Origin of the sequence: Streptomyces sp. NPDC005955, assembly GCF_042871255.1 — a bacterium.
Taxonomy (GTDB): Bacteria; Actinomycetota; Actinomycetes; order Streptomycetales; family Streptomycetaceae; genus Streptomyces.
Genome location: NZ_JBIAIF010000009.1, coordinates 261,303 through 275,991 on the forward strand (window position 1 = coordinate 261,303; position 14,689 = coordinate 275,991).

General features: G+C 68.3%; 10 protein-coding genes. 5 read left to right on the forward strand and 5 right to left on the reverse strand.

Annotated features, from left to right (window positions below; translation table 11 throughout):
- The first annotated feature begins 891 nt into the window (after nt 1-891).
- Genes ACFYOU_RS22700 through ACFYOU_RS22715 form a run of 4 tightly spaced genes read left to right on the forward strand, consistent with a single transcriptional unit; the run spans nt 892 to nt 5,453 of the window.
- On the forward strand, nt 892-2,592 hold the full coding sequence (locus ACFYOU_RS22700) for a P-loop NTPase fold protein (RefSeq protein WP_351510461.1): 1,701 nt from the start codon (nt 892-894) through the stop codon (nt 2,590-2,592).
- On the forward strand, nt 2,592-3,437 hold the full coding sequence (locus tag ACFYOU_RS22705) for a hypothetical protein (RefSeq protein ID WP_351510459.1): 846 nt from the start codon (nt 2,592-2,594) through the stop codon (nt 3,435-3,437). The genes ACFYOU_RS22700 and ACFYOU_RS22705 overlap by 1 nt, the downstream gene beginning before the upstream one ends.
- Nucleotides 3,434-4,705, forward strand: coding sequence for a hypothetical protein (locus tag ACFYOU_RS22710; protein WP_391307992.1), 1,272 nt, complete (start codon nt 3,434-3,436; stop codon nt 4,703-4,705). Before ACFYOU_RS22705 ends, ACFYOU_RS22710 begins: the two co-directional genes overlap by 4 nt.
- Nucleotides 4,689-5,453 (forward strand): TatD family hydrolase, encoded by a 765-nt coding sequence (locus tag ACFYOU_RS22715; RefSeq protein ID WP_391307993.1) that lies wholly within the window; start codon nt 4,689-4,691, stop codon nt 5,451-5,453. Before ACFYOU_RS22710 ends, ACFYOU_RS22715 begins: the two co-directional genes overlap by 17 nt.
- 60 nt (nt 5,454-5,513) lie before the next feature.
- Here the strand turns inward: ACFYOU_RS22715 and ACFYOU_RS22720 are convergent, their stop codons facing one another.
- From ACFYOU_RS22720 to ACFYOU_RS22740, 5 genes are all read right to left on the reverse strand, one after another.
- Nucleotides 5,514-6,323, reverse strand: coding sequence for a pentapeptide repeat-containing protein (locus tag ACFYOU_RS22720; protein ID WP_391307995.1), 810 nt, complete (start codon nt 6,321-6,323; stop codon nt 5,514-5,516).
- Nucleotides 6,324-6,492: 169 nt separating this feature from the next.
- Nucleotides 6,493-7,563: an AAA family ATPase gene (locus tag ACFYOU_RS22725; protein ID WP_351510451.1), complete on the reverse strand. Its 1,071-nt coding sequence runs from the start codon at nt 7,561-7,563 to the stop codon at nt 6,493-6,495.
- Complete coding sequence (locus ACFYOU_RS22730) at nt 7,560-9,857, reverse strand: Mu transposase C-terminal domain-containing protein (RefSeq protein ID WP_391307997.1); 2,298 nt, start codon at nt 9,855-9,857, stop codon at nt 7,560-7,562. Before ACFYOU_RS22730 ends, ACFYOU_RS22725 begins: the two co-directional genes overlap by 4 nt.
- Nucleotides 9,858-9,943: 86 nt before the next feature.
- Complete coding sequence (locus ACFYOU_RS22735; protein ID WP_391307998.1) at nt 9,944-10,699, reverse strand: hypothetical protein; 756 nt, start codon at nt 10,697-10,699, stop codon at nt 9,944-9,946.
- A gap of 49 nt (nt 10,700-10,748) precedes the next feature.
- Nucleotides 10,749-11,600, reverse strand: coding sequence for a hypothetical protein (locus ACFYOU_RS22740; RefSeq protein WP_391307999.1), 852 nt, complete (start codon nt 11,598-11,600; stop codon nt 10,749-10,751).
- A 297-nt stretch (nt 11,601-11,897) separates the two neighbouring features.
- On the opposite strand from ACFYOU_RS22740, the gene ACFYOU_RS22745 reads away from it, so the two are divergent.
- Nucleotides 11,898-14,312 carry a Helicase associated domain protein gene (locus tag ACFYOU_RS22745; RefSeq protein ID WP_391308001.1) on the forward strand — a complete coding sequence of 805 codons (2,415 nt, stop codon included), beginning with the start codon at nt 11,898-11,900 and terminating at the stop codon, nt 14,310-14,312.
- Nucleotides 14,313-14,689 lie beyond the last annotated feature (377 nt).

Sequence of the window (14,689 nt, forward strand, 5' to 3'; positions counted from 1 at the left end):
CTTGAGAGCTTCTTCCTCTGCGTCGTAGAGCCCGTACCCGCTCACCGGCGCGGCCGGGCCCTCCGCAGTCCCCTCCTGCGCGAGGCCTTGTGTTTCCTGGTCTTGGTCGAGGCCGTCGAGGCTGTCCTCTCCTGCATACGTGGCCCCCGGCTGCGGTCGGGGTGCCTGGTACCGGCTCTGGGAGCGGCGTGGTGGGGGAGTACGGACGGTGGTGGTGCGGTTGAGGATATGTCGTCTCAATATGTTTGCAGCACGTGACTATGCTTCAAGCTTCTGACCTGCACACCTTCACATGCTGAGAAGGTGATCTTCCGGGCGATTGGCTGCTGAAATCTCGCGGACTGGTCGTACGTCGGAGCTGTGAACTGCTCTTGTGCAGATCATGAGACGCGGCGTCACTTCCACTGAGACGACCTTGGGCGCGGCAAGGTTTTGTGGCGGGATGCTGAGCGTGCCCCCGGCGTGGGCTGCCGTAGTTGTGCTGATGGGGGAGCGGCCGTGATATCACGGCTGGCCAGCGCGGCCAGCAGCGGACATCTCTGCGCGTAGGCGCCTCCGGCCCCGGGGCCTCGCTCCCTGGCTCCCCGCCGGAAGTGGTCTCAGCGGGTCGAACAGGCTGCAGTGGCCGGTCACGTTCGATCTTGATGTGGTTGCCGCCGGCGTGCTTGCTGGCGTGTCGCTTTCCGAGCTCGCGTCGGCGCCGTGGTATGTATGGTTTTGATTGGAGGGTGATGCTGCTGGTTTGGCATGGGACTCTTCGATGTGTGCCTGATCACCTGTGCTCGCTGCTGCTGTAGCGCCGTTTCGTCCGCTGGTAAGCGGTGTGGAGACGGGAATCCGTCGGTGGGGTGAAACGGCGAGCGTGTGGATCGGCCTGCCGGGGGGCACCTGATGAGTGAACTGCAGCTGTGGGATGACAACCCGACGACGGTGGATCTTCTGGGATTCGCTTCGATCGTCGACACTGTCGTGGCCGCCTTGCGGTCGCCGTCTCTGGACCCCGTGACGATCGGTATCAACGCCCCCTGGGGTGGAGGGAAATCCACCGTCCTCGGCCTCTTGCATCAGGTTTTGGACCAGGAACCCGGATATCGCGTCATCCGTCTCGATCCGTGGGAGTTCGACGACCAGTTCGACGTGCGTGGCGCTGTCATCGGTGAAGTCCTGCAGGACCTGCTGACGGCCTACCCGGACGCGGGTCTCGAGGATGCTGCGAAGGGTCTCCTGGAACGGATCAGCTGGTCACGTGTTGCGGCCAGTATGGCTCGCGGTCAGCTCGTGGCGCAGACCGAAGACCTCGTCAAAGCCTTCACGCCGCAGCCGAGGCATGACGCCAAGAGCCTGGCGGGATTCCGCAGCGAGTTCGCCAAGCTGCTTCAGGACGTGGAACCTCTCCAGCGCCTCGTTGTCTTGGTGGACGATCTAGACCGGTGCCTGCCGGACGCCGTGATGGCCACGTTGGAGGCCATCAAGCTGTTCCTGTCCGTCAAGAAGGTGGCGTTCGTCCTAGCGGCCGATCAGGAGATGGTGCGCGAGTCCATTGCTGTCAGTCTTGACGCTACGGGCCGCGGCGAGCAGTTCGCACTCCGCTACGTGGAGAAGATTGTTCAACTGCCGCTGTCTTTGCCGCGTATCAGTACGGACGAGGCGGGCGCCTTCATCGCTCTCCTGCTTTCACAGCGCCGGTGCGAACAGGAGGGGGACTATGAGCGGCTGGTTACGCACGCCCAGCAGCGTCGCGCGCAGGGACGCTCACCAGTTCTGGCCGACATGCAGGACCTGCCGTGGGTGCCCGACGCCGACACTCTGGCACTGGCCAGCCGCTTTGCCGCAGGCCTGGCCGCGCACCGTACGGGAAGCCCTCGCAGTATCAAGCGGTTTTTGAACGCATTCGCGCTGCGCACCCGCATCGCTGAGCGGCACGGCATCAACATCGACGCCTCGGTGATCGCCAAGCTCATGCTGCTGGAGGACAGCCACGGCAAGGACTTCGAGACACTCGTCCGTCTACAGGAAGCCCAGCGGGCCGAGCTATTGGAACGCTGGCAGGCCTGGGGTCGGGACGAGGAGAAGGACAAGCCCGCTGAGGTCACCGAGGACAGCAGAGAATGGGCCGCATCGGATCCCGATCTCACCACCGCGCCGATCGGCCCGTACCTGAGTCTGGCCGCATCGCTGGTCAGTCTCACCGCCGCCGCGTCCCTGACACAGCAGCAGCTCACCTGGGTCAGTGACTTGGCGAGCGCCTCTGAACCACACCGGCGTGACGCCCAGGCCGAGATCGTGACCGCGCTGGTCACCGACCAGCAGGCTGTCGTCGACGCCCTGGTTCAGCGCGCCCGCCGCGAGTCGGACACCGATCCGCTGGCCGAGTCACTGGTGCATATCGCAATCCACACCCCCGAACTGCGGTCAGCCGTCGCGCAGGGGCTGTGGGAGATCCGCAAATACCTCATGCCCGGAGCCGTCGTCGACATGGACAGCAGCGGCGTCGAGGAACTGCAGGCGCTGATTCCGCAGCTGGCCGAGGCCACCGACATCGAGCCGGCGACGCAGGAAAATGCACGGATCACGACCGCAGGCAGTAACTGATGGGCACTTCCGGTTCCTACGGAGGGAGCGGCAACGCGGACTGGAAGCACGCCCACGAAGCGTTCGACGCCCTGCCCGCCTCTGTGTCCTCCGGCAGTGGCTCCCAAGCTCCGCCCGACCTCCCGGACGGTCAGGAGCAGCTCCTCGACAGCGTGCTCAGCGCGCTGTCCACCGCTCTACAGAAAGACGACGCCGACCGCGGGAGGCCACCGGCCAACCCGTACGCGCTCTCCGGGCTGTTGGCCTCTCCCCGACGCGGCGGCAACGGGGGCGGCGGCGGAGGGGGAGGCACCCGCAACCTCGTCGGAAGAGCTGGTGCCGGTTCAAGACGCCAGGTCATCAAGGGATCCTCCCGCGGCGCCGCTGCTCTGGCCGGCGCCTACGCATTGCGAAACGGGGACGCGGCCCGACTGCGAGAACTCGGCCTGGACCTCGCCGAACTGCGCAGCCTGCGCCCGCTCGCGCAGGTCTCGCGCATCCTGCAGACGGTGCTCGGTGACGCGGGCCACCCCGATGAGGCGGCCCTGCGCAAGGCCGCTACCAGGTACGTTAAGGCCGTGCTCGTCGATCCTGATCCACCCGCGCAACAAGACGGTCTGCGCGGACTCGTCACTGAATGGATCTACGAACTCTCGCTGGTCGAACTCGGATCACAAAAGGCACAAGGAGACCTGACGGCGCAGGAAGCGATCAGCAAACAACGATGGGTCCGCTCCTGGCTTGAGCGCCGCCTCAAGAACATCGATGTCCCCGACACGCGCCGCATGACCGTACAAGAGTTCACCGCAACAGCGGCCAAGGTGACCGGGGAGGCACTGCGCATGCTCCGCGCACGACGCTCATGACAACTGCTCTCGAAGTGTTGCCCCACGACGCCCAGCAGCACGAACCCTCCGCCACGGCCCTGCGTTGGGCCCGCACCGCTGCCCACAGTCCCACGCCGGAAGTGGCCGGCGATCTTGGATGGGACCTCGACCTGATCGGCGCCGTCCCCGTGGAGGCCTCCGACCTGGTGCGCATCGCTGCTGCGGCCTACCTCGCCGATCGCAGAACCCCCCGCCCCACCACGTTCGTAAGGACATTCGAACTCGCCGTCCACACCGTCAATCCCGAACCCTGGAACAGTGCACCCGGTGAGCTGACCGAAGAGCTCCTGCACTGGCTGACCGGTGACGTATGGCACCTGCGCGCCGTGCCCGCCACCGTGACTGCCCGTACGCGCGCCCCCCTCGTGCCCGCCGATGACGTCATGCTCCTCAGCGGCGGGCTTGACTCGCTGTGCGGAGCTGCCGATCACTTGCAGGACGGCACCGAGCGGATCTATCTCAGCCACTACGACGGCAGTACCGCAGTACGGAGCGCGCAGAACATGGCCAACTCCTGGCTGCAAGGCCGCGTCTCCTCCCCCCTGCGCCACCACAGCATCAAGATCCGCCCCAACGGTACTCCCGCTGAATCCACCTCACGGAGCCGCAGCTTGCTGTTTGCCGCGCTTGCAACTGCCACGGCGGCCACCGCGTCGAGCCCGCAGGTGACCGTGCCCGAGAACGGATTCACCAGCATTAACCCGCCACTGGCCACCGCACGTGGCGGTGCCCTGACCACCCGGTCCACCCACCCAGGCACCTTCAGCCGCCTCAATGCCCTTCTGGCCGCCACAGCTATCCCCGTCACCATCGGCAACCCCTATCTCCACTGCACCAAGGGAGAGCTCCTGGAACGGGCCCACAACCGCGCCGGAGACGCGCTCCTTGCCGCTGCCGCCGCGACTGTCTCGTGCGGAAAACTCGACGGAGGCCGCTACAAGGGCGGCAACGCCAACCTCAACTGTGGGCTGTGCGTGGCCTGCTTTGTGCGTCGCGGATCCTTTACCGTCGGCCCCCGCCACGACCCCACCGTCTACCTCGTCGACCATCTGGCGGGCCCCTCACGGGAATTGCTGCTCAAGCGCCGCCGGAGAGACGTCCTGGATGTCCAGCATGCCTACCTCAACGGCATCGACGAAATCGATATCCTCGCCGTAGGCAATCTGCCTCCCGAAGCCGACATTGATGCCATCGTGGATTTGTGCCAGCGAGGCATTCAGGAACTGAGCCGTGTCCCTCTTCCCTAACGAACTGCCCGCGCTGGACTGTCACGCCCACATCGCCCCTGACGTGACTGACTCCCAGATCAGCGCCTTGAACGGAGCCGTTGTCTTTGCGGTGTCGCGCACCCCGGCCGAGACCGACCACGCCCTGCGACGCCGCGACCCCACCCTGGTCTGGGGCACTGGCGTGCACCCGGCGGTGTCCGCCGCCCTCAAAGACTTCAACCCACACCAGTTCCGCACCACACTGCAGCGGACCTGCTTCATCGGAGAAGTCGGGCTCGATCGCCGCGGCAGCCTCGAACTGCAGCGGTCCGTCCTCACCCAGATCTTTACCGCCGCCCGCGATGAACCGGTCCTCCTCTCGCTGCACAGCAGCGGACGTACCGCTGCTTTGATGGACCTGCTCACCAGCCACCCGCATCCGGGGATCATCCTGCACTGGTTCCTCGGTACTCCCGAAGAGCGGCAGCATGCCATCAGCCTGGGTGCCTACTTCTCCGTCAACGCCGCCATGCCGGACGAGACACTCGCGGCCTTCCCTCTGCAACGCCTTTTGCCCGAGACCGACTTTCCCGCCAGCAGACGTGCCACCGGCGCGGCCCGTCCAGGAGTTGTTGCCCCGCTCGAACAGCGGCTGGCCGTGCTCCACGGCACGACACCCCAGATGATCAGGCGCCGTTTCTGGCAGAACCTGCGCGAATTGACGACCCGTACCCAAGTACTGGACCGCCTGCCGGAGCCCATCGCGGACTGGGCCCTGGAAGCCTGACCGCTTCCCTGCGGCGCACGCCCCGCCACCACAGCACGAACCCCGCGGCCCAAGGGCCCGTCACTCACTCGGAGAGAGGCGTGCGGCGACTGCACTGTTCGCGGCAACTGCATCCGGCAGCACGCAGCCGATCAAGCTGCCGGCCTGAAGCACCTGAGCGGCCGTCAGGCCCAACGCGGAGGACAGGTCGGCACAAGTGAGGTCGGCGCCTTTCAGATCGGCGTCGGTGAGATCGGTTTTCGTGAGATCAGCCCCTTTGAGGTTGGCGTCTCTGAACCTCGCACCGCGCAGGTTCGCTTCACTGAGCCTGACCCCCTCCAGCCGGGCCCCGTTCAGATACGCGCCGGCCAGTTGCACCTTCCGCAGATGCAGGCCGGCCAGGTCCACCCGCACACCACTGCCACCACGTCGTGGGCGCGCCGCGGTGAGCGCGCGCAGCGCTTCTTGGACCTGCGCGTCCGGCTTCTTCGCCAACTGCGCTGTCGCCAGTGTCGTCGTCGCGGCAGGCGGTGCCTCCTTGCGGACGAATGCGTTGAGTACCCGTGCCGCAGCGTCGCCCTGATCTGGCGCATCCTGCACGATCTGCTCCATCGCCAGGACACCTCCAAGACGCACATAGGGCTCGCCGGAACTCAACCGTTCCAAGGCTTTCGTGAAGCGGTCGGTGACCTGGCCCCGCCGAGACAGCCGGAACGTACGAGCGGTATAGGTCAGGGCGATCCCGGCCCCAACCGCGGCGACCACCTGGACGACGGCGAGACGAAACTGGCCCACAGCCGCCGCCCGGCCGGGACCATCGAGCAAAGACCAGTCGTCGCTCGTCACCCATCGCGCCAGACGCACCGTCAGCGGAGTGAAAACAAGAGCCACCACTCCACCGAGCACCACCACACCGGATACTGCTAGGACGGCCGACCGCGTCCGCTTCCACCACATGCCATGTTTCTATCGGACGCAGCGCCCAGCGCGCACACCGTCGGGGTCAGCTGATCGCGAAGCCCCTTCGTACCGCTGGCTTCCCTCGTGGCCTGCCGGTTGCTCAGCGGTTGTCGCCGCGGCCGATGCGAATGTCGTCGAGGAGATCGCGGGTGATCGCTTCTGTGCCGGTCAGGTGTGCGGTTTCGATGGCTTCCTGGGCGGCCTGGCAGATGAGGTCGTTGAGGGAGTCGATGTAGCCGCCGGTGCGCTTGTGGAGGTAGCGGGAGAGCTTGACCAGGGTTCCGGGCTGGTGGTCGTGGAGGCGCAGGTCTTCTTCGAAGCCCTGGACGCAGCTGTGCCAGTCGTCGCCGTAGGGGATGGCGCCGGCCCACAGCACCGGAAGGTCGCTGAGGTAGGTCTTGCCCTTGATTCCCGGGGGCAGGGTTTTGCGCCGCTTGCCGTTGCGGGCGTCGTGCACGATCTCGCGGGCGCCGGTGCCGCAGAAGACGAACGTCGCGCGGGTGCGGTCCTGCAGGGCTTCGAAGTAGTCGAAGGCGCCGGTGATCTCGTTGTCCTGGATGCGGTCCACGCCGTCGACGAGGACCAGCTGGGTGCGGGCGTGGGCCATGACGTGGGCGACGGGCTCGGTCATGTCGGCCGGCCGGCGGGTGCGATCGGTGGGGTTGAGGGTGTGGTTGAGGCCGAGGAACTCGGCGAAGGGCAGCGACCAGTGCAGGTTGGTCTCCCGTTCGGGCGGGACGCTGAGGTAGATGACCGGGATGCGGTTGGCGTCCGAGCCCAGGTCGGCCTCGATCAGTCCCTGGAAGCCGCGGCCGATCTGGACGAGCAGGGTGGTCTTGCCGGTGCCGCGGTCCCCGTCGATGATCATGTTGGTGCTGCGGCCGACGCTGCTGAAGCGGTTCTTGCGCAGCTGGCGCCGAGCGTCGAGCAGACCGCGGCGCAGCGCCGGGGTGATGACCGGCAGCATCTCGCCGTGGTACATCAGCCGCGGGTCGCGGGGCCCGACCCGGGTGCCCTTGGGAGCGCAGTCCGCGAGGTCGGGCGCTTGGAGCGTGCGTGAGGCAGCGGCGTCCCAGCCCTCCCGAGTGGTCAGCAGTGGGGCCTCGATGGGCCGGGTCACGGCATGGGCGACCTCCGGGCTGAAAGTCCGGATCAGTTCTTCTCGGCTCACAGGCATTCTCCGTTTGCTGCGTCGTCGTCGGACGCGCTGCCGTGGGGTATGGGGTCGTTGGGTAGGGGCGGGGTGGCAGGTCGGTCGTAGCCGAAGGCGAAGATGTCGGCCGCGTTGCCGCGCAGGCTGAGCGAGTCCGCGCCGGACGGACGGGACCAGGAGATCTGCTCATCCTCATGACCGTCGTCGTCGATGCTCTCGGGGGCGTCCGGTACAGCCGGCAGCGACTGATCCGGGGCAGCCGTGCGCGGTGGGGGAGTGGTGTCTCCGGCCGCCAGGATGTGTTCGGCGTCCATGGCCAGCGACGGTGCCCGCACGACTGTTGCCGGGTCGGGGTCGGGCACCCCTTCGTAGGGATCGGGGACGTCGACATCCAGGTCCAGCACGGGGCCGGTGAACAGCTGCGGCACCTGCTTGGCCTGCGGGTCGGGGCCGCGCCGGGCGCGCTCGCGCAGCGCGGACACCTCGCGTGCGATGCGCCGTTGGTCGTCCCTGTGGCCGCCGTCCTCCAGCACCCGCAGTGTGGCCTGTTCCCAGGTCCACTGGGTCCAGGCGTCGCTGATCAGGCGCTGGTGGATGAACTCGGCTTCCACCCAGTCGTCGGTGGTGTGGTCGTAGAGCCACACGAACCTGGGGGCGTAGGGGCTGTAGCGGATCTGCCACCGCATGCCCTGCCCGGGGATCTGGCTGTGCCGGTTCCTGTACTCCTGCAGGGCTTCGCTGTTGTAGGTGCGGTTGTCGATGGTGACGCCCTTGTCGGTCACCTTCAGCCGCTTGAACGGCAGCAGCTTGCGGTTCTCACGGGCAGTGAGCGGCAGCGGCACGTGGCCCTCGGCGGCCACCAGCGTCGCGTACATCCGGTTCGGGCTGACCGTGATCCCAGGCAGGAAGGGGCTGCGCAGTCCGTCGTGCGCAGTCTGCTGCCAGTCCAGGGCGATCCACTCATCGAGCAGGTCCTGCAGCTCGTTCAGACTCCACAGCGAACCCTCGGCGACGTGCTTGCCGCGCCGGGCGAGATCCGAACCGGTGTATCCGGCGGCGTACTGCGAGAAACGCTTCTTCACCGCGCCGAAGGTGCTCTCGATGACGGCCTTGTCGGTGGCGGTACGCGTCCGGGCCGGGCGCACGTTGATGCCGAGCATGCGGCACACGTCGTCGAAGTGCTCACTGTTGAAGATCTTGCCGTGGTCGACGACGATCATCCGGGGCCGGATCACCGGCCGGGCCGCGGCGCCGGCCATGCGCGGATCGCAGGCCACCAGGTCCGCATAGGGCATCTCGGACCGCTCCGCCAGGGCCGACGGCGACCAGCCGGGCCGGCCGGGCATCGGCGCCAGAGCCTGCGCCAGCATCAGCACCGCGTCGAAGGACCGGGTGCCGCGCCCGCCCAGCCGACGGCCCCGCGGGCCGCGGCCGGGAACCTTCGGCACGATCATCGCGCCGATGATCGACCGCGACGCCACATCGATCGCCGCGGTCAGCTCGACCTGCACCGGCCGGCCGTCGTCACCGACCGCGATGATGTCCAGACCGGTGGAGTCGATCTGGACCTGCTCGCCCAGCCGGAGCGCCCACGTCGGCGTGTACGGGGCAGTGGCCCCGTTGGCCGCGTCCATCCGCCGCTGGGTCGGCCACCGCAGAGAGTCCACCGCAATGCCCAGCCGCTCCAGCAGCCGGTAGAAGGTGGCGCGAGAGATCATCAGCCGGTCGTACTCGTCGGGATGCTCCCGCTCCACAGCGGCCTGCAGCCGCTCGTACAGGCGAGTGCCGTGCCCGTCGGACTCGTCCCGCCCCGCTTCCACTTCCGCCAGCAGCAGCCGTACCACCCGCTCGTCCGTGCGCCCCCACGGCGAGCCGGTCACGACTTCGCGGACCAGGCCGAACACGCCCCGTGCCTGATAGGCGCGTCGGCGGCGCTCGATCGTGCTGACCGAGGAGCTCTTGAACCCCAGTGCTTTCAGTTCGGCGGCCTTGGCGGCGATGCGCTGGCGGACCGTGAACCGTGCCGGATCGTAGTTGGGGCGCGGCACCGTACCCTCCGCGGCATCCGGTGGCACGCCCTCGTCGATCTCCCGCAGATGCCGTTCCCAGTCCCGCACCGCCGCTCGCTCGGCCTGCGACAGCAACGACAGGCCGCTGGTGTCCGCCACCCTCACCGCATCCTGCACCTGGCCGTCATCGTCCAGGAGGGCGTAGTCCTCAGCGCCGACCACCGCCGCCACCAGGGCGCGGACGTCATGCCCCTGCTCGTCCAGACAGCCCAGCTGCACCTCGGCGCCCTGCAGTGCCACCACACGGTACGTTCCGCCCTGCCACCGCACCCGGGCACCCAGCGGCAGCCCGCTCTGCTGCGCCGCCGCGGCCAGCGGTCCAACCGGCGTCATCCGTTGTCCTCCCAGGAGTGGTCGTTACCGGGGACTGCCCATATTCGTGAGGTCGGGAGCAACGGCAGCGTCCGGTCGAAGTCCAGCGTGCCTGTCCACAGCAGATGCCAGATGTGACCGGCTGCCGGCAGTCCCAGGCCCGAGACGGCGGCACCCTTCTGCAGCGGGCGCGGCACGGCGAAGACGTCCAGCAGCACCTGCCGGGCTTGCGTCCCCGGGGCGAACTCGGCACCGCGGAAGTGCGCCATGCTCCGAAGCGAGGAGTGCAGTACGCCTTCAGGTACCTGAAGGGGACGGATCTGCCATCCGGCCGCGGCCGCCGCATGACGCAGCACCCGTTCCTCCAGTTCGGCCGCCCGGGCCGCCAGGCGGTGCGGGATGACGAACCGCCGGCCGTCGTGCGTGCGCGCGAAGAACGCTGGCCGTACCGTCCCCTGCCGTCCTTCGTGCTGCCAGTGCAGTTCGGCGACTCCGGACTGGAAGCAGGCGATGTCCGCATCGAAGTCGAGAAGCATCGCCGCGTCCATCTGGACCGTGCTGGAACACCACACGGTCACCCCGTTCGTCGTACAGAACCAGTCGGTCAGGATGGACCGCCGCCCCCGGTAGGCATGCGGCTCGGACAGCGGTGCACGCTCCTCCAGCGGTATATCGCGCAGCAGACCGGGCTCGTGCACCAGCGTGCGGCCTGCCGCACTGCGGTAGTGCACCCGCACGTCGATGTCTGTGGGCAGGCATTCCTGCTTGTTCAACGTGAGGCTGCAGTGCTTCCCCGGTCTGTGGGCACCGGGACCCCTCTTGCTATCCATAGGGACGTTCCACATCAGCCAGGACCTTCCAGGGCACGCAGGAGAGCTCGTCGACCGACTGCATGCCGCCGACCTGCTCGTGCGGTGCGGCCAGGGGCAGATAGGTGCCACGCTGAGGACGTGGAACCGGTGCGCCGAGAGCGGGGCGCTGCGCCCTCCAAGCCCTCAGGCCCCAACCGGAGCCATGACCGAGCCCGGATGCCGCCTGCTGCAGCCACTGCTCAAACTCCGGGGACGACAGTCGCCCCGCCAGCCGCCGGCGTTCGGCCGAGACCATCACGGAGGCGATCCTCATCACGGACGGCAGCAGCTCCAGCGGCGTCGTACGGGACGTGCCCAGCCGCGGTGCTCGTCGGAACTCGTGCGCGAGAACACCGAACGCGTCCGCCACCAGAGCCCGCCCCGCCGGCCCGAGGGTCCGGACGAGCTCCACGCGGCGGCGCTCCGCCTCCAGCACGTGCGGTCCGCGAGACAGGTCGATGAACAGCTCCCGGTCGTCGCGCGAATTATCCGTAAAGCGACCGTGGTGAATGCATATCTGCCATGTGTCCGGACTGATCAGCCACACGGAATCACCGGCATCCCGCGCGGCAGCACACAGCGCGCACCCCCGCACCAGATACCCGCCACGCGGCTCCCACGGCCACCTCCACAACGGCTGCCGCGACTTCCCGTCGGACAGCAGATACTCCTCGCCGAGGCTGGGAAGCGCCCGGACCAGCTCCTCGACAGGACGCCCGGCCAGCGCGGCCAGACGCTCCCGGGCCGCCCGGTTCACATACAGCTCCGTGTACCGCGGATCGACCTCCGCCGCCGACAGTCCTTCACCGACACTGTCCAGCAACCGTCAGCCCGTTGCGCGAGGCGAGCCGGGTCACGTAGGAACCGGTCGACTCCCCGGCCACGAAGCGCGACCGCAGCGGCAGAGCCCGCACGTGCTCCCGCACCGCACCCCTCCAAGCCCGCGCTCCCGACCCTTTCGCCCCCGCGTACCGGACTGTGATCTCGGCAACGACGAGGCGCGATGACTTGGAACAGACTACTTAGCTGACGCAAAGTCGATGGTGCCAGGGCAGTGCTCTGCACCACACCCCCGGTGCACTGCCCCGCACAGCCGCCCCGACCGAAGGCCCGCAGCCCCATGACACACCCCGCCATCCAGCTGCGGGACCACCAGCGCGACGCGTTCAGAGCCGCTGCCCGCAGCCTCGCCCACATGTCCCGCGTCACCGTCATCTCGGCCACCGGCAGCGGCAAGATCCTCACCGCCATGCGCGTAGGCGAACACTTCGCAAACGACGGCAACATTCTCGTGGTCGTCCCCTCGCTGAACCTGATCAGCCAGACCGCAGCTCACTGGGCCCGGGACAGCGTGGTCGAGAACATGCTCGGCGTCTGCTCCCTCACCCCCGCACAGGCCGGCACCGTCCGCCTCCCCCTGACGACCGCGCCCCGCCGCATCGCCGAGCTCATCGCCCAAAACTGCGGACCCACCGTCGTCTTCGCCACCTACTCCTCCCTGCCCGCGCTCACACGCGCCCACAAGAAGCACCGCCTGCCGCGCTGGTCCATCGTGATCATCGACGAAGCCCACCGCAGCAGCGGCAACAGCGGCAAACAATGGGCCGCCGTCCACGACAACGCCGCCATCCCCGCCCGGCGGCGCCTCTACATGACCGCCACCCCCCGCACCTGGGCGCTCCCCGACCCCACGAAGAGCCGCCGGAAGACCACCGGCCCGCAAAAGGCACCCGAGCCCCTCGCATCCATGGACGACCCCACCATCTACGGACCCGTCGTCTACCGCCTGGGCCTGGCCGACGCCATCGACCGCGGCATCCTCGCCGACTACCGCATCGTCGTCCCCGTCATCAACGACGAGGAACTACGCGCAGTACTCCAGACCCCAGGGGTCACACGGCACATCGACGGACTGCGCCTGTCCGCACTCCAGGTCAGCCTCCTGCGCGCCATGGCCACCCACAAAGCGCGCCGCGTCATAACCTTCCACAGCCGCATCGTCAACGCCCACCAGTTCAGCCGGACCCTCCCCGACACCGTCGCCGCGACCACCCGCAGCACCGGAATCCGCAAACTGTGGACCTACCCCCTCCACAGCAGCCAGCCCACCAGCGAACGCGCCCACCGCCTGGCCGAGTTCGAAAACATCCCCCTGCTCACCAACAGCACCAGAATCCCCGGCGCCGTCGATGGCGCCGTCCTGTCCAACGTCCGGGTCCTGGGAGAAGGCGTCGACGTACCCGACGCCGACGCCATCCTGTTCGCCGACCCCAAACGCAGCCCCTCCGACATCATCCAGGCCCTCGGCCGCGCCCTGCGCCAGCCCCCAGGCGCCGGCAAGGTCGCCCTCCTGATCATCCCCATCTACGTCGGCCGCCGCCAGACCACCGAGAAGGCCCTCGAATCGTCCGCGTACAGAATCCTCTGGGAGGTCCTCAACGGACTGCGCGAACACGACTCCCAACTCTGGCGCCGATTCGGCGACCCCGACCGCGACACAGCCGCAGACCCCCTCCCCCCGGCACCCGAGCGCGCCGCCGAGATCGCACCGCTCACCGGCCTGCGCGCCCACGAGGTCGACACCCGCGTATGGGCAACCGGCTGGGCAGCCGCCGTCGGCTACTACGAGCGCCACCACCACCTCAACGTTCCCAGCGAATACACAGACCCCTTCAACTACCCCCTCGGCCTGTGGATCGGACAGCAGCGCTCCCTCTACGCCAAAGGCGACCTCGCCCCCGACCGGGCCCTCGCCCTGGAAACCCTGCACATATCCTGGCCCCACCCCCCGCGCAGCTTCGAAAGCCGCCTCACCCAGGCCATCGCCTTCGCCGACACCCACGGCACCCTCACCGTCACCACCGCCCCCAGCACCAGCGACGGTCCCATGTACCGCTGGCTCCACCGCCAGCGCGCCCTCGCCGACAGCGGCCGCATGCACTCCGCGCGCAGTGAAGCCCTCAAAGCCGTCGACCCCTGGTGGAACCCGCCCTGGGGCACCGAATGGCAGCACGACTACACCCACGTCTGCCTCCAAGCCGCTCACCAGACAGCCACGCCCACACCCGTATCCGGCCAAACCCCGGCCACCTGGCTGGACCACCAGATCGCACGCCAACACGACCTGCACCCCCAGCAGCTCCGACTCCTGAGCGACCTCGCAGCCCAGCACCCCAGCACACACCCCCACAGCATGCTGCTCCTGCCGGCCTCCCACCCCAGGACCCGTGCCTTCCACCGCGGGCTGAAAGCCGCCCGCCAGTTCCACAGACGCGAAGGCCACCTCCAGGTCCCTGCCGGACACCGGGAGAACCTCCACGGCGACGAGGTCCTCCTCAACCGCTGGATCACCAAGCACCGCAGCGGCGCCGCACAGTTGACCTCGCTGCAGATCACCGCACTGACCGCCCTGGGCATCGAACCGGAGCAACTCCGGGGAGCAGCGCTCCCAGCCGGCGCCTCTGAAGAAGCGGGCGCGTGGTGGGCGGCGCCGGAACCTTCCTGGGCCGCGCCCATTCGGCGGTTCGCGGGCTGACCTCCGGACCGCCCCGCCCGCAAGTGCGGGGTGGGCAGGGCCGGTATCCGGCCGTCCGGCCTCTACCGCCCACGGCACGGTGCGGGAGCCGTTGTCCACGAGCGGCTTCCGCACCGTGCCGTGGGGCAGAGCGAAGGCGCCGGTACTGCCTGCTCGGAGGAGCGTTGCCCGGGCACGCATCCTGGTCGAGGGAGGATCTTCTGACGGCCGGTGCCAGCGGGCATGGCATCCCCGCGGGCCGGGGCCGCCTTCCTTCTCTGTCGGCAGGGGGGCCAACTAGCCGAGACCCACTACCGGTTGCGCTGCAAGGTGGGCCAGCGGGAGGGGGCCGGAGCCGGCCACGGCGGTCGTCGACACGCGGTCGGTGAGGCTGGCCG

What these genes read in the sequence shown, in the direction of transcription:
- ACFYOU_RS22700 (WP_351510461.1), top strand. Translation starts at nt 892, where the DNA reads ATGAGTGAACTGCAGCTGTGGGATGACAACCCGACGACGGTGGATCTT.
- ACFYOU_RS22705 (WP_351510459.1), top strand. Translation starts at nt 2,592, where the DNA reads ATGGGCACTTCCGGTTCCTACGGAGGGAGCGGCAACGCGGACTGGAAG.
- ACFYOU_RS22710 (WP_391307992.1), top strand. Translation starts at nt 3,434, where the DNA reads ATGACAACTGCTCTCGAAGTGTTGCCCCACGACGCCCAGCAGCACGAA.
- ACFYOU_RS22745 (WP_391308001.1), top strand. Translation starts at nt 11,898, where the DNA reads ATGACACACCCCGCCATCCAGCTGCGGGACCACCAGCGCGACGCGTTC.